The 20,545-nt window shown below is 64.7% G+C and carries 19 protein-coding genes, 1 pseudogene and 2 riboswitches; of the genes and pseudogenes, 11 read left to right on the forward strand and 9 right to left on the reverse strand.

The annotated features are described in order from the left end of the window. Positions 1-14: 14 nt before the first annotated feature. Both QRN59_RS16335 and QRN59_RS16340 read right to left on the reverse strand, forming a co-directional pair. On the reverse strand, positions 15-1,181 hold the full coding sequence (locus tag QRN59_RS16335) for an ROK family transcriptional regulator (RefSeq protein WP_284983541.1): 1,167 nt from the start codon (positions 1,179-1,181) through the stop codon (positions 15-17). Between the two features lie 58 nt (positions 1,182-1,239). Beyond that, positions 1,240-2,643: an MFS transporter gene (locus QRN59_RS16340; protein ID WP_284983542.1), complete on the reverse strand. Its 1,404-nt coding sequence runs from the start codon at positions 2,641-2,643 to the stop codon at positions 1,240-1,242. 86 nt (positions 2,644-2,729) lie between these two features. On the opposite strand from QRN59_RS16340, the gene QRN59_RS16345 reads away from it, so the two are divergent. From QRN59_RS16345 to mnhG, 6 genes and pseudogenes are all read left to right on the forward strand, one after another. After that, entirely contained in the window at positions 2,730-5,834 is a 3,105-nt protein-coding gene (locus QRN59_RS16345) for a Na+/H+ antiporter subunit A (protein ID WP_284983543.1), read from the forward strand. Next, on the forward strand, positions 5,831-6,286 hold the full coding sequence (locus QRN59_RS16350) for a Na(+)/H(+) antiporter subunit C (RefSeq protein WP_284983544.1): 456 nt from the start codon (positions 5,831-5,833) through the stop codon (positions 6,284-6,286). The genes QRN59_RS16345 and QRN59_RS16350 overlap by 4 nt, the downstream gene beginning before the upstream one ends. Continuing rightward, positions 6,283-7,944, forward strand: coding sequence for a Na+/H+ antiporter subunit D (locus tag QRN59_RS16355; RefSeq protein WP_284983545.1), 1,662 nt, complete (start codon positions 6,283-6,285; stop codon positions 7,942-7,944). The genes QRN59_RS16350 and QRN59_RS16355 overlap by 4 nt, the downstream gene beginning before the upstream one ends. Beyond that, positions 7,941-8,507 (forward strand): Na+/H+ antiporter subunit E, encoded by a 567-nt coding sequence (locus tag QRN59_RS16360; protein WP_284983546.1) that lies wholly within the window; start codon positions 7,941-7,943, stop codon positions 8,505-8,507. Before QRN59_RS16355 ends, QRN59_RS16360 begins: the two co-directional genes overlap by 4 nt. Further along, positions 8,504-8,782, forward strand: coding sequence for an MrpF/PhaF family protein (locus tag QRN59_RS16365; protein ID WP_078107371.1), 279 nt, complete (start codon positions 8,504-8,506; stop codon positions 8,780-8,782). The genes QRN59_RS16360 and QRN59_RS16365 overlap by 4 nt, the downstream gene beginning before the upstream one ends. Continuing rightward, positions 8,772-9,152: pseudogene (mnhG, locus tag QRN59_RS16370) on the forward strand (monovalent cation/H(+) antiporter subunit G); the annotation flags it as partial. The gene QRN59_RS16365 and the pseudogene mnhG, both read left to right, overlap by 11 nt. Before the next feature lie 110 nt (positions 9,153-9,262). On the opposite strand, the gene QRN59_RS16375 reads toward mnhG, so the two are convergent. Both QRN59_RS16375 and QRN59_RS16380 read right to left on the reverse strand, forming a co-directional pair. Further along, positions 9,263-9,523: a DUF4235 domain-containing protein gene (locus tag QRN59_RS16375; RefSeq protein ID WP_059389844.1), complete on the reverse strand. Its 261-nt coding sequence runs from the start codon at positions 9,521-9,523 to the stop codon at positions 9,263-9,265. A 51-nt stretch (positions 9,524-9,574) separates the two neighbouring features. Further along, a complete protein-coding gene (locus QRN59_RS16380) occupies positions 9,575-10,321 on the reverse strand; it encodes an NUDIX hydrolase (RefSeq protein WP_284983548.1) in 747 nt (248 codons plus the stop codon). Between the two features lie 194 nt (positions 10,322-10,515). Then, positions 10,516-10,652, forward strand: a riboswitch (TPP riboswitch). A 74-nt stretch (positions 10,653-10,726) separates the two neighbouring features. Between QRN59_RS16380 and QRN59_RS16385 the strand changes: the two genes are divergently transcribed. Genes QRN59_RS16385 through QRN59_RS16395 form a run of 3 tightly spaced genes read left to right on the forward strand, consistent with a single transcriptional unit; the run spans position 10,727 to position 13,772 of the window. Continuing rightward, positions 10,727-11,356: an ECF transporter S component gene (locus QRN59_RS16385; RefSeq protein ID WP_284983549.1), complete on the forward strand. Its 630-nt coding sequence runs from the start codon at positions 10,727-10,729 to the stop codon at positions 11,354-11,356. Next, entirely contained in the window at positions 11,356-12,972 is a 1,617-nt protein-coding gene (locus tag QRN59_RS16390; protein WP_284983550.1) for an ABC transporter ATP-binding protein, read from the forward strand. The genes QRN59_RS16385 and QRN59_RS16390 overlap by 1 nt, the downstream gene beginning before the upstream one ends. Next, positions 12,969-13,772, forward strand: a complete 804-nt coding sequence (locus tag QRN59_RS16395) for an energy-coupling factor transporter transmembrane component T family protein (RefSeq protein ID WP_284983551.1) — start codon at positions 12,969-12,971, stop codon at positions 13,770-13,772. The genes QRN59_RS16390 and QRN59_RS16395 overlap by 4 nt, the downstream gene beginning before the upstream one ends. 16 nt (positions 13,773-13,788) lie before the next feature. Here QRN59_RS16395 and QRN59_RS16400 read toward each other — a convergent pair whose 3' ends face one another. Beyond that, a complete protein-coding gene (locus tag QRN59_RS16400) occupies positions 13,789-14,295 on the reverse strand; it encodes a GNAT family N-acetyltransferase (protein ID WP_284983553.1) in 507 nt (168 codons plus the stop codon). 182 nt (positions 14,296-14,477) lie between these two features. On the opposite strand from QRN59_RS16400, the gene QRN59_RS16405 reads away from it, so the two are divergent. Then, positions 14,478-16,001, forward strand: coding sequence for a UDP-N-acetylglucosamine 1-carboxyvinyltransferase (locus QRN59_RS16405; RefSeq protein WP_234750984.1), 1,524 nt, complete (start codon positions 14,478-14,480; stop codon positions 15,999-16,001). Between the two features lie 190 nt (positions 16,002-16,191). Here QRN59_RS16405 and QRN59_RS16410 read toward each other — a convergent pair whose 3' ends face one another. Continuing rightward, the gene (locus QRN59_RS16410; RefSeq protein ID WP_284983554.1) at positions 16,192-17,019 is read right to left on the reverse strand and encodes an endonuclease domain-containing protein; all 828 of its coding nucleotides are present in this window, start codon (positions 17,017-17,019) and stop codon (positions 16,192-16,194) included. Positions 17,020-17,243: 224 nt separating this feature from the next. On the opposite strand from QRN59_RS16410, the gene QRN59_RS16415 reads away from it, so the two are divergent. Continuing rightward, on the forward strand, positions 17,244-18,488 hold the full coding sequence (locus QRN59_RS16415) for a glutamate--cysteine ligase 2 (protein WP_284983555.1): 1,245 nt from the start codon (positions 17,244-17,246) through the stop codon (positions 18,486-18,488). A gap of 12 nt (positions 18,489-18,500) precedes the next feature. Here QRN59_RS16415 and QRN59_RS16420 read toward each other — a convergent pair whose 3' ends face one another. The 3 genes from QRN59_RS16420 to QRN59_RS16430 are packed head-to-tail and all read right to left on the reverse strand — an operon-like array spanning position 18,501 to position 20,374. Next, entirely contained in the window at positions 18,501-19,709 is a 1,209-nt protein-coding gene (locus QRN59_RS16420) for an O-succinylhomoserine sulfhydrylase (RefSeq protein WP_284983556.1), read from the reverse strand. After that, positions 19,710-20,120 (reverse strand): rhodanese-like domain-containing protein, encoded by a 411-nt coding sequence (locus tag QRN59_RS16425; RefSeq protein ID WP_284983557.1) that lies wholly within the window; start codon positions 20,118-20,120, stop codon positions 19,710-19,712. Next, positions 20,117-20,374: a DUF1737 domain-containing protein gene (locus QRN59_RS16430; protein ID WP_284983558.1), complete on the reverse strand. Its 258-nt coding sequence runs from the start codon at positions 20,372-20,374 to the stop codon at positions 20,117-20,119. The genes QRN59_RS16425 and QRN59_RS16430 overlap by 4 nt, the downstream gene beginning before the upstream one ends. A 10-nt stretch (positions 20,375-20,384) precedes the next feature. Continuing rightward, a riboswitch (SAM riboswitch) is annotated at positions 20,385-20,497 on the reverse strand. Positions 20,498-20,545: the final 48 nt, after the last annotated feature.

Below are 20,545 nucleotides of genomic sequence, written 5' to 3' on the forward strand. Positions count from 1 at the left end.
CGGGGGCGCGGCACTCAGGCCACGCCAAGCTGGTTCCACAGGACCATCACGGCGGCTCCGCGCAGGACAATGTCCTGTGCGTCTGCCGCGAGACGGACGGACACCGGTGAAGGGTCCTGGTGCAATAGCCGCTCAAGCAAGGTCTGCTGGACGGCGTTGAGAAGGGGGCCTTCCAAAAGCTCCCGGGGTCCGCTGAGGACCACTTCGCCCAAATCGAGGGCGCCAACCACGGGCGCGAGGGCGATGCCGAGCCGCTCGCCTGCCTCCCGGAGTACGACGTCGGCCGCGGCCTCGGGTTCGGAGTTCGCCGCCGCTTCGGTCAAGGCCCGTTCGAGGCTGGGGACGGACATCCAGGTTTCGAGGCAGCCCTTCTTACCGCACTTGCACAAGGTTCCGCCATCGGTGCCGACCGTGACGTGGCCGATTTCTCCCGCCGCCGAGTGGGCGCCCCGGGCACGCCTGCCGCCCACGATGAGTCCCGAACCGACACCGCGGCCGATTTTCACGAGGACCATGTCGTCACTGCCGCCGCCGAAGGTGTGGTCCGCGTGGACTGCGGCGTCGGCGTCGTTGGAAACGAGTGTCGGCAGGCCAGTGCGCTCCTGGAGGAGATCGCGCAGGGCGACGTCCTTCCATTCGAAGTTGGGGGCCGTGGTGACTACGCCGTCCGCGTTGACGATACCGGGGGTCCCGACGCCGATGCCCAGCAAAGTGGCGGTGGCGCGCCCGACAGCCTCCGAAGCGAGTTCGAGAACCTGGTTGACGACGTCCCGCCCGGTTTCCGAGGCAATGGTCCGTTCCACGCGTTCGAGGATGTTTCCGTCAAGGTCCAGGACGGCGGCGCGCAGCACGGAATTTTCCGCCAAATCCATGCCGATCACTTGGAGGCCGCGGCGGTTGATGTCCACCAGGATGGCCGGCTTTCCGGGGCGGACTTCATCAGAGTGCCCCAGTTCCACGACGTGGCCGCGTTCGAGGAGGTCCGAGACGAGGTCCGATACCGTGACGCGCGTCAGGCCCAGGGTCCGGGACAGATCCGCGCGGCTCATGGCTCCTGCCGAGTGGAGCGTCTGGCGTACCAAGGAGAGGTTGTGGGCGCGCCCGTCGGAAGGCAGGGTTGCTGCGCCGGTCCGATCGGGGCGCTGGCGGTCGGTGTGCGGCCGGTCACGAAGGGCTTCCATGTCAGTTAGTAAACTCTACTAACAATTAGAAATCAAGAGTTTCGGCGAAAGCACTGGCTCAGCGAACGGGAACCGTGGCGATTTCCGTCTTGTTGGGTGATTTGACAGGCAGGATCACCAGCAGGCCGGCCAGGAGCACCACCATGATGCCCAGGATTCCCCAACGTTGGGCTCCGCCCGGGGCCACCAAGGGGGTCGCCAGGGTGATGCACAAGGTAAAGAGCGCCGGTGCCAAGAAGCTCACTGCCCTGCCCGTGGTGGCGTAGAGCCCGAACAGTTCGCCTGATTCGCCGTCCGGCGCCAGCCTCGCGAGGTAGGCGCGGGAGGAAGCTTGGGCTGGTCCCACGAAGAGGCAGAGGAACAGCCCGAACACCCAGAAAGTGGTGCTGCCTGCCCAATGGGCTCCGAAGAACACGTAGTCGCCATTGCCGAGCACCAGGATCGCCGTGCCGGCTACCAGGAGTCCTACAAGGGAGATGACGATGACGGCCTTGGGTCCGATCCTGTCGTCCAGGAATCCGCCGATCATGGCGCCGACGGCGGCCACCACGTTGCCGAAAATCGCGAAGAAGATGACTTCTTTGAGCTCGAAGCCAAAGGTCCCGGCAGCAATGACTCCGCCAAAAGTGAAGACCGCCGCGAGGCCGTCCCGGAAGATGGCGCTCGCGAGCAGGAAGTAGATAGTGTGCGGGCTCGTTCGATAGATGGCCCTGATCCGGCGGACCAGCAAACCATAGGAGGCCAGGAACCCGAGCCGGGATTCCGGTTCCTTGACGGAGAGTTCCGGAACAGCGAAGAGAACCGGCAACGCGAAGATGAAGAACCAGAGCGCGGAGAAGACAGCCACAAGCCTGATATTCAGGCTGTCCTGGGTGGAGGCCCCGAACCACTCAAAAGACGGTTGGACGAAAAGCTGGAGGACCACGAGCAACGCGACAATCCCGCCCAGATAGCCCATACCCCAGCCGAAGCCACTCACTTTGCCGATATTGGCAGGGGTGGAGATCTGGGCGAGCATGGCGTTGTAATTGACCCCCGCGAACTCGAAAAACACATTGCCGAGCGCAACCAACGAGACGCCCAGGAGCAGGAACTCGGGCTTGGGGAATACGAAGAAGCACAAGCCGGTGAGGACGGCCACGAGTGCCGTATTGACGCCGAGCCACAGCTTTCGGCGCCCACCGGAGTCGGAGCGTTGACCAGTGACGGGCGCCAGGAGGGCAATCGCGACGCCGGCAATCGCCAACGCGGAACCCAACACCGCCGACGCGGAGTCTTCCCCGCCAAACGCCTTGGATGTCAGGTAGACGGTGAACACGAAGGTGGTCATGACGGCATTGAATGCCGCGGAACCCCAGTCCCAGGATGCCCACGCAAGGATCTGGCCCTTGTTCGACAGGGCGGGCCCTGAAGCAAGCTCGGATGCCGGGTGCGGGGCCTCAGGCGCAGTTGCCATGTTCATGATTGATAAACTACCTGCACCGAACCCAACGTTTGACCGCCTGCTCCAACTTTTGACAACTCATTCCTGACTTTGCGGAGATTCCAGTGATCACAGTTCTTGCCGTGACCTTTGCAGCGGCAACTGTGGCGCCCTGGATCTTCCGGAAACTTCAGCGGAATGCCTTCTACGTCCTCGCAGCGGTTCCCGCCGCCGCCTTTATCTGGCTGCTCCTGCAGTACGACCGGATCTATCCCGGAAAAGGCGGGGACCCTACTGGCGGTTTCATCGAAGAAACCCTCCCGTGGATTCCGAACCTCAAGCTTGAATTCGCCTTCCGCATGGATGTCCTGGCGTGGGTGATGTCCTTGCTGGTCCTGGGGGTCGGCGCGTTGGTCCTGGTGTATTGCGCCCGGTACTTCAAGAATAAGGATGCCGACCTCGGCGGGTTCGGGGCCCAACTACTTGCCTTCGCCGGGGCAATGTTCGGCCTGGTGACGGCGGACGACCTCCTGATGATGTTCATCTTCTGGGAACTCACCACTGTCCTGTCCTATCTGCTGATCGGCTATGCCCGCACCCGCCTTTCCGCGCGGCGCTCGGCTTTGCAAGCCCTCATGGTCACCACTGCTGGTGGCCTGGCCATGCTCGTCGGCCTCATCATTCTGGGCCAGGCCGCCGGAACATACCGGATTTCGGCGATCATGACTGAAGCGGCCACCCTCGTCACGGGACCCGCGCAAGGGGCGGTCGCTGCCGCCGTCGTACTCATCCTGGTAGGTGCGATTACCAAATCGGCGCTGGTCCCTTTCCACTTCTGGCTCCCGGGCGCCATGGCCGCACCCACCCCGGTGAGCGCCTACCTGCACGCCGCGGCCATGGTGAAGGCCGGCATATATATCGTCGCCCGCATGGCGCCGGGGTTCAGCGAAAGCCCGTATTGGTTGCCGCTGGTGCTCGGACTGGGCCTGGCGACGATGCTGGTGGGCGGCTACAGGGCACTCCGGCAGACCGACATCAAGCTCATCCTCGCCTACGGCACTGTCAGCCAGCTCGGGTTCCTCATGATGGTGGTGGGCCTCGGCCGGCCCGACGCCGCACTGGCCGGTCTCGCGCTTCTGCTGGCGCACGGGCTCTTCAAGGCTTCCTTGTTCCTGGTGGTGGGCATCATCGACCACCAATCCGGCACGCGCGATATCCGCAAACTCTCGGGCGTGTACAAGTCCTCCAGGGCGCTCGCCATCGTGGCGGGCATCGCCGCCGCATCCATGGCCGGAATACCCCCGCTGGCAGGCTTCGTGGCCAAGGAATCCGTGTTCGAAGCCTTCGTCCACTACGGCACGGCCCCTGCTTCCCAACCGTGGGGACTGGTCCTCCTCGTCGGCCTGGTCCTCGGGTCCATCCTCACGTTCGCTTACAGCGCCCGCTTCATGTGGGGTGCTTTCGCCACCAAACCGGGCGTGGACCGGACGCCGTTCAAGGCCATCCAGCCATCGTTCCTGGCGGCGCCCGCCATCTTGAGCTTCCTCACCATCGTGTACGGACTGTGGCCGGATCCCGTTGACGGCTGGATCCAGCCGTATGCCGCACTTTTTGTGGAACCCGCTGCCGGAACAAGCGCAGCCGCAACAAACGCAGCCAGCGCCAGCCACCTCGCGCTGTGGCACGGACTGACGCCCGCCTTGGGACTGACCGCCCTGACGTTCGCGGCCGGCGTCGTGATGTTCTACGCCCGTAACCACGTGTCCCGGGCGCAGGGCCGTGTCCCGGACTGGGTGGATGGCGATCGTGCCTACCAGCGCACCATCGGGGCGTTGGACGACGTCGCCGTGTGGGTCACCGGGCGCACGCAGCGCGGTTCCCTCTATTTCTACCTGGCGGTCATTCTCACGGTGGCTTTCGCCGTCCCGCTCACGGCACTTATCGTGGCCAACAAGCCGCTCCCGGGCGGTCTCTTCCTGATCGACCCGAATTCGCCGCTTCAGCTCATCGCCGCGGCAGGAATCGTTGTTGGCGCGCTGGCCGCAGTTCGCGCCAATAAGCGCTTCCTCGCCGTGCTGATGGTGTCCGTCACCGGCTACGGCATCGCGCTCATGTTCGCGTTGCAGGGAGCACCGGACCTCGCCTTGACGCAAATGCTGGTGGAGACCATCATCCTGGTGGCCTTCGTGCTGGCGATGCGAAGCCTCCCTCCGGAGCTCCGGGACCGCACCGGCGGCAAATACCGGGTGGTTCGCGTCATTATCGGTGTGGCGTTCGCGGTCACCATGATCTTCGTGGCGATCTACGCGATGGGCGCCCGCATTGCCGAGCCCGTGTCGCTCTCCTTCCCCCGGCTGGCCTACGAAGGCGGCGGCGGACTCAACGTGGTCAACGTGACGCTGGTGGACATCCGGGCGTGGGACACCTTTGGTGAGATCTCGGTACTGGCAGTCGCCGCTACCGGCGTCGCGAGCTTGATCTTTGTCCGCAGCAGGGGTGAGCGGCTCAACAAGGCCGCCACGATTCCCGAAGGCACTGTGGGAAGGCGCGCCGCAACAGGAGGCAGTTCGCGCGACGACGCCTCGCTGGCACTCGTGCGCAAGTTTGCCGGATCCCTGACCGACCCCTGGCTGGTGGCCGGCCGAACCCTGGCACCGGAACGGCGTTCCATCATCTTCGAAGTGGTCACGCGGCTGATTTTCCACTCGATGATCGTCTTCTCCGTGTACCTCCTGCTGGCGGGACACAATCTTCCGGGGGGCGGCTTCGCCGGCGGACTCACTGCCGGACTCGCCCTGACCATCCGCTACCTGGCCGGCGGGCGGTTCGAGTTGCGGGAAGCCGCACCGATCAGCGCCGGCATGCTGCTGGGAACCGGTCTTGCGACGGCGGCCGCAGCAGGCTTCGTGCCGCTGCTTCTGGGCGGCCAGGTGTTCCAAAGTGCCATCATCGAGTTCTGGCTACCGCTCTTCGGTGACATCAAGTTCGTGACCTCCACGATCTTCGACATCGGCGTGTACCTCGTGGTGGTGGGCCTGGCCCTGGACGTGCTGCGCAGCTTGGGAGCCGAGATCGACGAACACTTCGAAGAGACCGCCAGCGGAGACGCCGGCGATTCACGGGACACCCGATCCGAAGCCCCCACTGCCAATTCGACGACGGCAACCACTGCAACGTCGGCAACCACTGCAACGTCGGCAACCACTTCGCCCGGGAAGGGGACCCCATGAGCGTCAACTTGACCTTGTTGGTCGTCATGGGAGTGCTCTATGCCTGTGGAATCTATTTGATCCTGGAACGCAGCCTGACCCGCGTCCTCCTGGGGCTTATGCTCCTGGCCAACGCAACCAACCTGTTGATCCTCGCCACGGGCGGATATGCCGGACTGGCCCCGTTGTTCAGCAAATCGACGGATCCGCGCCACTACAACGATCCTTTGCCGCAAGCCTTGATCCTGACGTCGATCGTGATTTCCTTCGCGGTGACGGCATTCATGCTCGGCATCATCTACCGGACCTGGGCGTTGGCGCGGCAAGACGACATCCAGGACGACGCCGAAGACCGGCGCGTCGCGAAGACGCCCAGCTTTGACGCCGAAGACGATTCCGTGGTTCCCGAGGAAACGTCCGAATTCCCGGTCACGGCAGTCACCGATGCAGCCAAGGAAGGAGGACCCCAGTGAACATCGCCAGCCTGGCGCCGCTCGCCGTCGTACTTCCCATCCTCGGTGCCGCACTGACGTTCGCCTTGAACAGGAACCCGCTGGCCCAACGCGCGGTCAGCATCGGTTTGTTGTCCCTTACCTTGCTCCTGGAATGCTGGCTCCTTGCCTCGGTATGGACCACAGGCACCGCATCCGTCACCCTGGGTGGCTGGCAGCCGCCGTTTGGGGTGGTGATGGTGGTAGATCAGTTCTCCTCGCTCATGTTGGTGGTCTCTTCCGTCATCAGCCTCGCGGTGCTCATCTATGCCACCGGCCAGGGCATGGCCGACGGCGACCGCGAGGCGCCGGTGTCGATCTTCCACCCGACCTACCTGATCCTGGTGGCCGGCGTCTCGAACGCCTTCCTCACGGGCGATCTCTTCAACCTGTACGTGGGCTTCGAGATCCTGCTGACGGCGAGCTACGTGCTCATGACGCTGGGCGGCACCGGCCCGCGCATCCGCGCCGGGGTGACGTACGTGGTGGTTTCCGTCGTGTCTTCGGTGTTGTTCCTGATCGCCATCGCGATGATCTACGGAGCCACCGGGACCATCACCATGGCGGATCTCGCCATCAAGCTGGCCGGACTGGATCCGGGCACCAGGAACCTGCTCCATGTCATGCTGCTCGTGGCCTTCGGTATCAAGGCCGCCGTGTTCCCGCTGTCCTTCTGGCTGCCCGACTCGTACCCGACCGCGCCCGCACCGGTCACGGCCGTGTTCGCCGGCCTGCTCACCAAGGTGGGCGTCTACGCCATGGTCCGCACGGAGACCCTGTTATTCCCGGGCGACACTTTGAATACCCCGTTAATGGTGGTGGCGCTCCTCACTATGCTGGTGGGCATTCTCGGTGCCATAGCCCAGAGCGACATCAAACGATTACTCTCCTTCACCTTGGTCAGCCACATCGGCTACATGGTGTTTGGGCTGGCCATGTCTTCCGTTGCGGGGCTCGCGGCTGCCGTCTTCTATGTGGCCCACCACATCACTGTCCAAACGAGCCTGTTCCTGGTGACTGGCTTGATCGAGCGCCGCGGTGGCAGCTCGTCCATGGACAGGCTGGGCGGGCTTGCCAAGCTGTCTCCGCTCCTCGCCCTCTTGTTCTTCGTTCCGGCCATGAACCTCGCAGGAATCCCGCCCTTTTCCGGGTTCCTGGGGAAGCTCGGACTCCTTCAGGCAGGCATCGCGCTAGGGACACCACTGGCCATTACCTTGGTGGTGGGCGGTGTTGTCACCAGCCTCTTGACCTTGCTGGCAATTGCCCGCGTCTGGAACCGCGCATTCTGGCGGAAGCCTGAAGACGCCGAGTACCCGGCCGCCGTCCTCAAGGACAGGGGAGCCGTCGGCCTGCTTCCGCGGACGATGGTAGGGCCAACTGCCGCACTGGTGGTCTTCGGCGTGGCACTGACCGTCTTCGCCGGTCCGCTGTTCCAATTGGCCGGAAACTCCGCGGAACAGATGCTGGACCGCACGGCTTACATCCATTCCGTGCTCGGCGGGAATGCCAAGGTTCCGGAGATCGCCGCACCGCAAGGTGACGCGCCCGCTGGGGCTGCGCCGGTTGCGCCGACTCTCGTGCAGGGTGCGCCGACGCCCGTGCAGGGTGCGCCGACGCCCGTGCAGGGAGGTGGGAAGTGAGCCGCAAGCGGATTTCGTTCCGCACCGAGTTGCCCCTGCTGGTCTGGCTGGTGGTTGTCTGGGGTGCGCTCTGGCGGGACTTCAGCCCGGGCAACCTGGTGTTCGGTGCGCTGATCGCGGTGGTGGTAGCCAGGATCTTCTACTTGCCTCCCGTAGAGCTCAGCGGACGATTCAACGTGCTGCGCGCCATTCCTTTCGCCGCGGTGTTCCTTGGCAAAGTGGTGGCCGCGAGCTTCCAGGTCATGTACTTGGCGGTCTTCCGAGGGCCTACGGTTACCAACGCCGTGGTCGCGGTTCCCCTGCGTAGCCATTCCGACCTCATGGTGACCGCCACTGGGCACGTGATTTCGCTGATTCCGGGTTCTTTGGTGGTGGAGGTGGACCGTTCCACGTCGACGCTCTATATCCACGGGCTCAATGTCCGCAACGATGTGGACACCGCCAAGCTGCGCAAAGAAGTCCAGGATACGGAGGCCTCCCTGATCCGGATCATGGGTACCCGTGCCGAAATGGACGCACTCCGGGCCGAAGGCTGGCCTGCAACGAGGGGAGCTGGTTCGTGAAAGACATCGTGCTCATCGTTACGGCGGTGATTCTCAGCCTCGCGGCGGCAGGCGCGATCTACAGGATCGCAGTCGGGCCTTCCCTGCTGGACCGCGTGCTCGCCTCAGACGTGCTGCTCGCCATCCTGGGCGCTGCGCTGGCCATCGACATGGCCGTCAACAGGCACCTCAACAACCTCGTGCTACTCGTCGCACTGACGCTGATCGGGTTCGTTGGCTCGGTGACGGTGGCCCGCTTCGTGGCCGATCGGAGAGGACAGGTCAATGACTCCTAACGCCACGGGAGTGGATGCTGTAATAGACGTCGTTACCGCGGTACTGCTGATAGCGGGTGCGCTGATGTCATTGGGCGCCGCAATCGGGCTGTTGCGTTTCCCGGACCTGATGAGCCGCATGCACGCAGCTACCAAGCCGCAAGTTCTGGGGCTGTTCCTCGTCTTGGCGGCCATCGGGCTGCAGATGCGCGAATGGTGGGTATGGCCGATCCTGGCAGTCGCCTGGATTTTCCAACTGCTGACCGTGCCCGTGTCCGCACACATGGTGGGCCGCGCAGGCTACCGCACCAAGCACCTCCACCCCGAGTTGCTCAGCACCGACGAACTCGAGGCCGTGGTGCTGCGGGCTGCCGGTCAACGGGCCGCGGAGAAAGCCCAAGAAGCGGAGTCGGCAATGCCCCACACCGGGAAGGCCCGGAACGGCGGGAACGCCCGGAACGGCGGGAACGGCGGGAACGCCCGGAACGGCGGGCCGTCAGCCTAGACGATGTCCTGCGTCTTCGAGAAGCGCGAGATGGCGCGCTGGGTGCTGCGGCTTGCGAAAACCTGGATGACGGCGCTGACAGTCGCCGAAATCAGGGCGAAGGTCAGTGCCGAGCGCAGGCTTGCCTCCATGTCATCGTGACCCTTGGGAGGCTTCTTGCCTGTGGACTTTTCCCACAACGCATTGACGAGCTTGGTGCCGACAAAGCCTGCGCCGATGCTCACGCCAGTGCCGAGCAGTTTGATGAGGAGGTTCATTCCGGGACTCCTTGCGGGAGGAAACAGGACCGTCCCCAGCCTAACCCCACTTCAGGGCAGTTCCGGAGCAACGGATGGCGGTTGGCGCCTCAGCCGGAAGAACTCCTCCAAGGCTCCAGGCTTTGGACGGACGGGCACGATGTCACGGTCCTCTGCCAGTATCGCTTCCACCGTGCCGAGGGCGAGGAGCTCATCCAGCAGCGCCAGCGTCGGTGGCATGAGCTTGAGGGTTCCGGTGGCTTCGGCGTCCAGGATTCCGCGGACCGGCATCCACGAGGACGATGACGCTTCCGTGGTTTGGTGCTTTGGTTCGGCACCGGAAAGCGGGCAGGCGAGGTAGAAGTATGTGTCGAAGCGCTTGGGCTGGTCTGCCGGGGTGACCCAGTTCGCCCACGGGCGGAGGGTGGCGGCGTCGAGCTTCAGCCCGGCCTCTTCAAACACCTCGCGCTGCGCGGCCGCCAGTACCCGGCCTGCGTTGAACCGGGCGGAAGAAGGCTCGACGGCGATGCTGCTCCGGTGCCATGCGGAGGCGTGCCGCTCGACGACGTCGTCCGCGAAGTCCCAGCCGGAGCTGTCCGCCTGGTCCACTCGTCCCCCGGGGAAGACGACCATGCCGGCGGCGAAATCCATCGTGTCCACCCGGTGCTGGACGAACACTTCCAGGCCGCGCCCGGCATCCGCGGGTATCTCCGGGCCTGCTGAAGCCGTGTGGCCGGGCGCCTCGCGGATCAGGATCACGCTCGCGGCGAGCCTAGGTGAGGCCACCGTGGTGCTGTTCGCTTCGCCAATGCCTGCCAAGACCGCTCCTTTGCCCCGCTTGCTGTGTCACATTCTGCTGGATCATTCTCCCAGTTTCTGCGACCACCCGCGCCATTCCGGGCCGGCCTGGGCTCACCCGGCGAATGATCCAGCAGAATCCGTCGTTACGCGTTCCGGCACAGCGCCCGCAACCCCGCCAAGGTGTAAACTGAACCACGCCCAAAAGGGTGGATTGATAACGACAGGGGAGCGCCGCCGTCGGGCTCGCAGCAATGCGGTACGGAGGACGGGCGCTGAGAGTGCGGACAGCCGCAGACCCTCGAACCTGATCCGGCTAGTACCGGCGCAAGGGAGTCGAGTTCTCATAGTGTCCGGACCGGCGCGGCGGAAGCCGCTCGCAGGAAACCGGAAACACTTTCCCCTCCTGTTCCTCAGGAGGACAAAATGACTGGTATTTCTGCAAAGCCGGGCCTCACCAAGCCTGGTTACAACTGGCGCGTCGTGGACATCGTCGTGGCGGCACTGATCTCGATCGCCGGTGGCGTGATCTTCTGGGCATGGGACCAGATGGCTCTGGTTGCCACGCCCATGTCCGCCGGATACCCGCCCCTGAGCGGCCTGATCGCGGGCGGGTGGATGATTCCGGCAGTGCTGGGCATGCTCATTGTCCGCAAGCCCGGTGCGGCGATTTTCTGCGAGACCGTTGCCGCCACCAGTGAACTCATCATGGGTTCGCAGTACGGCACCACGGTCCTGATCTCAGGCCTGCTCCAGGGCCTCGGCGCGGAACTCATCTTCCTGGCCTTCATGTACAAGAAGTTCAACTTGCCGGTGTCCCTGCTGGCCGGTGCCGGCGCGGGCCTGTTCTGCGGTCTGAACGACTCCTTCCTGCCGTGGGGCTGGAACATCGCCTACGAACCGGTCGACAAGCTCGCGTACATCGTGTTCTGCACGATCTCCGGTGCCGTCATTGCCGGAGCCCTGTCCTGGATCGCGACCCGCGGCCTGGCCAAGACCGGTGTCCTGAGTGCGTTCGCGTCCCGCAAGGCCGCCTCGGAGCCTGTCTTTTCCTGATGCCCAGTCCTGATTCCGGCACCCCTGCTGTGGTGCGACCCGCCGCCATTTCCGCGCAAGGCTGGGGCTGGCGGCACGCTGGCCGCACCACGCAGGCCATCCACGCCCTCGACCTGGACATCCGTCGAGGGGAGCGTGTGCTCCTGCTCGGCCCCTCGGGCGCGGGCAAGTCGACTTTCCTGCATGCCCTGGCGGGCGTGCTGGGCGAGGAAGGTGACGACGCCGACGAGACCGGCTCGTTGCTGGTGGACGGCGTTTCGCCGAAGGCCCAGCGGGGCCGTGCCGGACTCATGCAGCAGGACCCCGAAACCCAGGTGGTGCTTTCGCGGCTGGGCGACGACGTCGCGTTCGGCGCCGAGAACCTTTGCGTGCCGCGGGAAGAGATCTGGAAGCGGGTCCATGAAGCGCTCGACGACGTCGGGCTGCGGAATAGTGCCAGCGGCAACTTTGCGCTCGACCACCCGACGTCGGCCCTCTCGGGCGGACAGAAACAGCGCCTTGCTCTGGCCGGGATCCTGGCGATGCGGCCTGGCTTGATCCTCTTGGACGAGCCGACCGCCAACCTTGACCCGGCCGGCGTGCTGGAGGTCCGCGATGCCGTGGGCCGCTGCCTGGACAAGACAGGAGCCACCTTGGTGGTGGTGGAGCATCGGGTCTCGGTCTGGAAAGACCTCGTGGACCGGATCGTGGTCCTCCAGCCGGGCAGCTCGTCCGCCCCGGGAGGGTCGACTCCAGGCGTGCTCCTGGACGGCGATCCGGACACCGTTCTGGCGCAAGCAAGGGACATGCTCACTGCTGCAGGCGTCTGGGTGCCCGGGTACGTGCCGGCCACCCGGCCACGTTCCGGAACAGCGGCCGGCTCGGGAACAGCCGCAGGCCCCGGGGCGGGGAGCGGGGGAGAGCTGCTGCTCGCCACCCAGGAGCTCGCGGTGTCACGCGAACGGCCGCGGCGCCGGGGGTTCAAAACCATCCCGCCCCTTCCTGTGCAGGCCGGACTCGACGCTGAAGTATTCGCCGGGCAGGCTCTCACTATCACGGGCCCCAACGGCGCCGGAAAGTCGACCTTCGCTTTGACACTCGCGGGCCTGTTGGCGCCGGTGTCCGGCACGGTGACTGCCGCCGTCGGGCTCAGTGACGGCGCCGGCACCGACCCGTTCAAGTGGAAGGCCCAGCAGCTGATCTCCCGCATCGGGACCGTGTTCCAAGAGCCTGAACATCAGTTCGTCACCGGCCGCGTGCTCGACGAGCTCATGTTCGGCCCCAAGCACCTTGGCCACGGCGAGGATCGCGTGGACGAGTTGCTGGAGCGGTTGCGCCTGGGGCATCTCGTGGACGCCAATCCGTACACGCTCTCCGGGGGCGAAAAGCGGCGGCTATCCGTGGCCACGGTGCTCGCCGCCCACCCCCGCGTCCTGGTGCTGGACGAACCGACCTTCGGCCAGGACGCGAACACTTGGGCCGAGCTTGCGTCGTTCCTGTCCGAACTGCTCGACGCCGGAACATCCGTGGTTTCCGTGACCCACGACCAGGAATTCAGCTCTGTCCTGGGCGGCACCGAGATGCGGCTCGAGCCCTCGTTCCAAGGCGGGGCCCGGCAGGAAGCGGGTGCGGCATGAGGGAAACCCTGACCCTGCGCGGCAATAATGCCCTCCTGACACGCGCGAACCCGCTGGCCAAGTTCGTCTCCGTCTTTCTGATCACCTTGGTGTTGGCGTTGTCCATCGACATGGTTTCCGCCTCGACGGCGCTTCTCGGCGAACTGGCGCTGTTCCCCCTCGCGGGGCTCACCGTGCGCTTGCTGTGGCAGCGCGGCTGGCCCCTGATCATCGCGGCAGCGCTTGGCGGCTGGAGCACCGCGATCCTGTCGGCCGACAGCGGGAGGATACTGCTCGACGTCGGGATCTGGTCGATCAGCGAAGGCTCGCTGCAGCTGGGACTCGGGTTCATGCTGCGCGGCTTGGCGATCGCGTTGCCGGCCATCCTCCTGATGAGCTGCACCGACCCCACCGACCTCGCGGACGCCTTGGCGCAGAAGGCGAAACTGCCGCACCGTTTTGTCCTGGGCACCTTGGCCGCGCTGCGGCTCGTGGGGCTCATGGCGGAGGAGTGGCAGACCATCGGCATGGCACGGCGCGCGCGGGGTGTCGGCTCGCACGGGAGCCCGCCGCAACGCTTCAAGGCCATGCTCGGCCAAAGCTTCGGGCTACTGGTCCAGGCGATCCGTCGGGCGTCCCGCTTGGCTGTGACCATGGAGGCGCGCGGCTTCGGCGGCGGACGGCGGACCTGGGCACGCGAATCCACCTACAGTCGCCTGGACCTTTGGGTTCTGGCTGGCGGGTTGTTCATCGCAGCCGCAGCCGTTCTGGCCGCTCAATGGGCAGGAACCTGGCACTTCGTCTGGCTGAAGCAGGGTTAGAGCAGGGCTGGCTTGTTTACGGGAGTGGTCCACTGCGGCGTGCCCGCATCAGAATGCCTACGCCGCCGTCGAATGTTGTGGTGTGGAAACTCGACGCCCTGGCGACTTCCACGAAGCCCCACCGCCGATGCAACTCGATCGACGCGACGTTGGACGCGTTGACGACGTACCAGGCTTCCGGAGCGCGTTGCCATATCCAATCCAGTCGGGCTTGGGTCAGGGCCGTGCCGATGCCGCCGCGTCGATGTTCCGGCCGCACGGTGACCCCGCCCAGATAGTGCCCCTCGGGGGCGGCACCGTCGTCGTGATCCCAAAAATGGGTCTTCCCCCATCCGAGAAGGCTCCCGGCGCCGGACGTTCCGTGGGCGGAAGCGACCACCACCAGGCGGCCGTCGTCGTCGATGGCTGCCGCCAACCGTGCGGCGTCCGGAAGGGAACGTGCCGCTTGGGCCTCGACGTCGAGAATGTCGGCGACCTCGCTGCGCTTGGCCGGGCGGACTTCAGCCGTGGGTCCTGTGCTCACGAAACTCGAGGCGGCGTCTGGCGCATCGCTGGCGGGTTCATTCGAGAGAGCCTTTCGCAGAGGGTGCGAGCTGTCAACCCTTGGCAATATGCATATCGCACGAGACGACTATCGTGCGGCAAACTTGGCGTGTTGCATCACAGAACCACCGAACGTTAGACCATCTGTGATATTTTTTGCTCATGACGCAACCGACTGCCGAACATGTAGGTCTCCTTCTTCGCGACGCCCGCGGCGAAAAGGGCTGGACACAGGGACAGCTCGCTTCGGAACTGGGTACCAGCCAAAGCGCCATTGCCAGAATGGAACAGGGCAAGCAGAATCTCAGCCTCCGCATGATCGAGCGCCTTGAGTCGATTTTCGGGCGAACCATCGTCAAAGTCGGCAAACGGCAGATGACCCACCTGCGCGTAGAGGGCGGACGCACGCTCTCCGGCTCCGTGGACGTCAACAGCAGCAAGAATGCCGGCGTCGCACTGCTTTGCGCGAGCCTCATCAATCGCGGCACCACCACCTTGCGCCGGCTCGCCCGGATCGAAGAAGTCAACCGGATCGTCGAGGTATTGACCTCCATCGGTGTCGAGTGCACATGGCTGAACGGCAACGATCTGCGCATCCGCCGCCCGGAGACCCTGGACCTCGCCTCCATGGACGTGGAGGCCGCGCGCCGCACCCGCAGCGTCATCATGCTGCTGGGCCCCCTCCTCGACGAGGCGGCCTCGTATCAATTGCCCTACGCCGGCGGTTGCGATCTTGGGACTCGAACCGTGGAACCGCACATGCAGGCGTTGCGGCAGTTCGGACTCTCGGTGGAGGCCAAGTCCGGCTTCTATTCCGTGCAGGCCCCACCGGCCGACGGCGACCACCGCACCTTTGTCCTCACGGAGCGCGGTGACACCGTGACTGAGAACGCCATCATGGCCGCCGCGCACCGCAGCGGTACCACCGTGATCCGCAATGCCAGCCCCAATTACATGGTGCAGGACCTCTGTTTCTACCTGCAGGGGCTCGGCGTGGTGATCGACGGCATCGGGACAACCACCCTGAAGATCACGGGTCGCCCGGCGATCGACGTCGACATTGAGTACTTCCCGTCCGAAGACCCGATCGAAGCCATGAGCCTCATCACAGCGGGCATCGTGACCAACTCGGAGGTCACCATCTGCCGGGTCCCCATCGAGTTCATGGAGATCGAACTGGCCACGCTTGAGCAGATGGGCCAGCAGCTCGACATCTCCGGCGAGTACTTTGCTCGCAACGGACGGACGCGCTTGGTGGATGTCACCACCAAACCATCACGGTTGCGTGCCCCGGAGGACAAGATCCATCCGATGCCGTTCCCCGGGTTGAACATCGACAACTTGCCGTTCTTCGCGGTCATCGCCGGCAACGCCGAGGGTCAGACCATGATCCACGACTGGGTCTACGAGAACCGGGCGATCTACTTGACCGAGCTCAACAAGCTTGGCGCCCAGGTGCAACTGCTCGATCCGCACCGCATCTACGTCAATGGCCCCACCAAATGGCGCGGCGCGGAAGTCGGATGCCCTCCGGCACTCCGACCCGCCGCGTGCCTGCTCTTGGCTATGTTGGCGGCCCGCGGCACGTCCGAGTTGCGTAACATCTACGTGATTGAGCGCGGATACGAGGACCTGGCGGAGCGGCTCAACACCATTGGCGCCAAGATCGAGTACTTCCAGGACTGAGTACGTCGGATTTCAGGGCCGGACTCGACTCCGCGCGTTGCGAATCGGAACATTCTGCTGGATCATCCGGGCCCGGCACGCGCTGGCGCCCGGAAAACTGTGGGTGCGCCTTCGGCAAGCTGGCGATGATCCAGCAGAATCCATCGCTCCAGTCACGGCCGCCCGTTGTTCTAGGGCTGGGATGGCTTGTCTAGCGCAGGGAGGGCTTGTCTAGGGCCAGGACGGCACGGATTTCCTCCATCACCTGCTCCGGGTTGTTCCAGATCGTCTCGGGAGCGAAGCTCAGCACGTCAAAGCCACGCGCCTGCGCAGCGTTCAGGCGAGCCATGTCCTTTCTCCACGCCTCCCGGGAACTATGGAAGGCGTAGCCGTTGACTTCGACGATGAGCCGCCGGCCAATCAGAAAGTCGACGCGTCCCACGCCATGGATAGAGACCTGGCGGCGAAATGCCAGGCCTTCCGATTCGAACAGCAGACGGGCGCTGATCTCGGGTACGGATTCGGACAGGCCATCTGCCTTGGCCAGAAGCCTTCTCGCGTTCCCGTAGCAGTTGGCAGAGATCTCGCTTTCGAGTATTGCCCGCGGGATACCGAACTCTTGGATGGCCGATTGCGCAATCGAAATGGCGTCCACGGCCCGCAAGCAGGTCAGCGCGTGAATGACGGTGTCTTCCACGGAGGCCACCGGGACGGCGTTCTCCGGAGACAGGCGAAGACCGCCATGCCGGACGAAGCCCCTGCCCCGGCAGTGCCGCGTGGACAGATGCACACGTTCGGGCTTGTCTTTGATCCACAGACCGTAGCGAATTGCGGCACTGGCACAGGTCAGCTGCCCGTTGTTGAGAATGGCCGTGAGGTATTCCGTATCCGCTGACGGGAGGGCCCATATCCCTTTTCGTGGTTGGTGTGCCCCGGCGGCGGCCAGCTTGCGGATGGCTGAGGGCGCATAGCCGTTGGCGCGCAGCAGACCTACCCGAGCGACACCGCCCACTGAGACCAGGTATTCCAAAGCATCCATGGATCCAGCTAGTCACGATGTTGGGGCTGACGCGCCAAGGAATGTGGCGTATGTGGATGAGTTGGCCGACATTTTGCTGGATCATCCCCGGCTTAGCTTCCGCCCATGCCCGGAAAATGGGGGCACACCGTCCGCATGGCCAGAATGATCCGGCAGGATCCGTCGGGCGGGCCGCAAAAATCCCGCTCTGTCTCGGCGAGGCTGCCATGGCGCACAATTGATCCGTGCGCACTTTTGGTGTGGAAGAGGAATTACTGATCGTCGATCCCGTGACCGGTGAGCCGCTCGCGCTTGCCGACGCGCTCCTTTCGGGCCCCGCTCAAGATGGCCCCGCCCAAGATGGCCCCGAAACCGGTCCTACCCTTGAGGAGATCGACGGCCCCGATACCGGCTTGAGCCACGAACTCAAGCTTGAACAGATCGAAACCCAGACCCGGCCATGCCGCAGCTACGCCGAGCTCCTGCACCAGATCCGCAGGGCGCGGGGCCTCGCGAGCCATGCTGCTCGGCGCCACGGCGCAAGGATCGCCGCGTTGGCCACCTCGCCAGTGGACGCCGCTTTGCACACCACTCCGGATCCCCGGTACGCCATCATGCTCGAACGCTTCGGCATCACGGCGCACGAACAGCTCACGTGCGGATTCCACGTACACACTTCGATCGAGTCCCCCGAGGAAGGCGTGATGGTCCTGGACCGCATCCGGGACAAGCTCGCTGTCTTCACCGCCATCAGTGCCAATTCGCCCTACTGGCGCGGCCTGGCTACCGGTTTTGAGAGCTACCGGACGCAGGCATGGAACCGCTGGCCTTCGTCGGGGCCATCAGCTATCTTCGGTTCCTTGGCTGCTTACCGGCGGGTTGTCAGGAGGCTCATCGAAACGGGAGTGTTGCTGGACGAGGGGATGGTTTACTTCGACGCCAGGCTGTCCCGGCACGTTCCCACGGTAGAGGTGCGGGTGGCCGATGTCTGCCTACGGGCCGAGGACGCGGCGCTCATCGCGGTGCTCGTCAGGGCCTTGGTTGAGACTTCCGTTCGTGAGTACCATGCCGGAATAGAGCCGGCGGCCGTGCCCACGGCGCTTTTGCGGATGGCGTCCTGGCAGGCAAGCAACTTCGGACTCCGCAGCGAACTGCTGGACTTTGGAACCTTCCGCCCGGAGCCCGCCGCGGACGTCGTCTGGTCGTTGGTGGAGTACCTGGAACCTGTGCTCTACGAACAGGGTGAATTCGACCTGGTTCAAGCCGGCGTGGCAGCCATCCTGGGCCGTGGCAACGGCGCCATCGAACAGCGTGGTGTTGCCGAGCGCTGGAGCGAGAGCAACGGAGGCGCGCCCGACGCCGCCGGGTTGGCCGCCGTCGTCGAGCACGCCGTTCAGATCACGATGCGCTCAGAGAGGGACGAGAGCGACACCAAGCCGCAACCCGTCCTCACCTGGGTGCGCCAGGACTGGCGAGAAGCTCCGGGTTAACCCGGCGCCCGTCTAGACCTGCTTGAGGGCCCGCTCCAGGTCCCCAATGAGGTCGTCCACATCCTCCAGCCCCACCGAAAGCCGCACGACGCCGTCGCTCAGGCCAATGGCCGCGCGGCCTTCCGGGCCCATGGCGCGGTGCGTGGTGGTGGCGGGGTGGGTGATGAGGGACTTGGAGTCGCCCAGGTTGTTCGAGATGTCGATGACGGCGAGCCCGTCCAGCAGTGCGAAGGCGGCTTCTTTCGCCGATCGCCCCGCAGAGGGGAGCAGCTCAAAGGTGAGCACGGTTCCGCCGGCCTTCATTTGCTTCGCGGCCAGCTCGTACTGCGGGTGCGACTTCAGCAGAGGGTATTTGACCCAACTGATGGCCGGCTGTTCCTCAAGCCATTCGGCGATCCGCAACGCAGACGCCGAGGAGTGATTGACGCGCAGCGCCATGGTCTCCAAGCCTTTGGTCAGGACCCAGGCGTTAAACGCTGAAAGCGAGGGGCCGGTGTGCCGCATGAGCTGCTTGACGGGACCGTCGATGAACTCCTTGGTGCCCAGGATCGCTCCGCCCAGGACCCGGCCTTGGCCATCGATGTGCTTGGTGCCCGAGTAGACGATCACGTCTGCGCCGAGATCGCCGCAGCGCTGCAGCAGGGGAGTGGCAAAGACGTTGTCGACGACGACGGTGGCGCCGGCCGCGTGCGCGAGCTCGCTCACCGCGGCGATGTCCACGATTTCCTGCATGGGGTTCGACGGCGACTCGAAGAACACTGCCGTTGTCGGCTCGGACAACGCGGCACGCCATTGGTCCAGGTCCGGTCCGTCGACGAAGACGGTCTCGACGCCCCAGCGCGGCAGGATCTCGTTGAGGATCACGAAACAGGAACCGAAGAGCGAGCGGGCGGCAACCACGCGGTCACCTGCAGCCAGCAACGCACCGAGGGCGGTGAAGACAGCGGACATGCCCGACGCCGTCGCGAAGCACGCCTCGGTGCCTTCGAGCAGGCGGAGTCGTTCCTGGAAGGTGGCTACGGAGGGGTTGCCGTAACGGGAGTAGACAAAGCGTTCGTCCTCGCCCGTGAACGCGCGCTCCGCGGCTGCGGCGGATTCGTAGACGAAGCCGGAGTTCAGGAAGACGGCCTCGGACGTTTCTTGGAAGTTGGTGCGGTCAAGGCCGCCGCGGACTGCCTGGGTGTCAGGGCTCCAGCCGGCGGCGTCAGGATTGAAAGTCACTTAGATGTTCCCCAGGTTCGTCGGAAGTCCACGGTTTTTCCAGCCGTTCACGGTTCGCTCACCGTAGCGGTCCGGCTCGCCCTCAAAGCCCTCAAGGACATTGTACGAGGTGTAGCCAGCCTGCGTTGCGGCGATGGCGGCAGCGATGGAACGCTGGCCGGAGCGGCAGAGGAAGACGAGTTCGGTGCCATCCGCTTCCGGAGCCTGCTGCGTCAGCTGTTCGATGAAACGTGTGTTGGGGATCCCGCCGGCAAGGTTCCACTGGATGAACAGGGGATCGTTTTCAGTGGCTTTGGTGTCGGGGATGCCAATGTGTGCCCACTCGCCTTCGGTACGGACGTCCACCAGGATGGCGCCCTGCTCCAGTTTGGCCCAGGCGTCGTGCGGGCTGAGGTCGCCTGCGTAGCTCATGCGTGGCCCTCGCCGTCGAACTCTTCGTCAAGCTGGTCCACGGCATTGGCAACTGCTGCGTCCGCGCTGGCGATCGCCGCGGGGAGGACGATGGCCTGCGCCACAATCACGTCACTGCCGTTGAAGGTCGCGGCCGGGCTGCCGTGCAGCACGTATCCCTCCGCGAGCGCGGTGGAGATCCGCTCGCAGAATTCCTTGGTGTCAGGGCCCGTGATGAGACGGTAGGAGAGTTTTTCTTCGGTGGGTTCAGGCATTGGTGCTCCTCAGTCACGCTTGCAGTTCGAAAGTGTCGATACGCCGAGTAGTCACCTGAGGCACCCCGCCGGAGAGAGGGTTGCCGACCAGCAAGTCAGGGCTTCGCGCTGGTGCTCATTACTCAAGAAGAAAATAACATCCACGACGGCGGCCTGCACCACCGGCCGTCG

Source organism: Arthrobacter sp. efr-133-TYG-118 (assembly GCF_030209755.1).
Lineage (GTDB): Bacteria > Actinomycetota > Actinomycetes > Actinomycetales > Micrococcaceae > Arthrobacter.

What these genes read in the sequence shown, in the direction of transcription:
- QRN59_RS16430 (WP_284983558.1), bottom strand. Translation starts at nt 20,374, where the DNA reads ATGCCTGAACCCACCGAAGAAAAACTCTCCTACCGTCTCATCACGGGC.
- QRN59_RS16375 (WP_059389844.1), bottom strand. Translation starts at nt 9,523, where the DNA reads ATGAACCTCCTCATCAAACTGCTCGGCACTGGCGTGAGCATCGGCGCA.
- QRN59_RS16350 (WP_284983544.1), top strand. Translation starts at nt 5,831, where the DNA reads ATGAGCGTCAACTTGACCTTGTTGGTCGTCATGGGAGTGCTCTATGCC.
- QRN59_RS16390 (WP_284983550.1), top strand. Translation starts at nt 11,356, where the DNA reads ATGCCCAGTCCTGATTCCGGCACCCCTGCTGTGGTGCGACCCGCCGCC.
- QRN59_RS16335 (WP_284983541.1), bottom strand. Translation starts at nt 1,181, where the DNA reads ATGGAAGCCCTTCGTGACCGGCCGCACACCGACCGCCAGCGCCCCGAT.
- QRN59_RS16410 (WP_284983554.1), bottom strand. Translation starts at nt 17,019, where the DNA reads ATGGATGCTTTGGAATACCTGGTCTCAGTGGGCGGTGTCGCTCGGGTA.
- QRN59_RS16395 (WP_284983551.1), top strand. Translation starts at nt 12,969, where the DNA reads ATGAGGGAAACCCTGACCCTGCGCGGCAATAATGCCCTCCTGACACGC.
- QRN59_RS16385 (WP_284983549.1), top strand. Translation starts at nt 10,727, where the DNA reads ATGACTGGTATTTCTGCAAAGCCGGGCCTCACCAAGCCTGGTTACAAC.
- QRN59_RS16340 (WP_284983542.1), bottom strand. Translation starts at nt 2,643, where the DNA reads ATGAACATGGCAACTGCGCCTGAGGCCCCGCACCCGGCATCCGAGCTT.
- QRN59_RS16405 (WP_234750984.1), top strand. Translation starts at nt 14,478, where the DNA reads ATGACGCAACCGACTGCCGAACATGTAGGTCTCCTTCTTCGCGACGCC.
- QRN59_RS16425 (WP_284983557.1), bottom strand. Translation starts at nt 20,120, where the DNA reads ATGAGCTACGCAGGCGACCTCAGCCCGCACGACGCCTGGGCCAAACTG.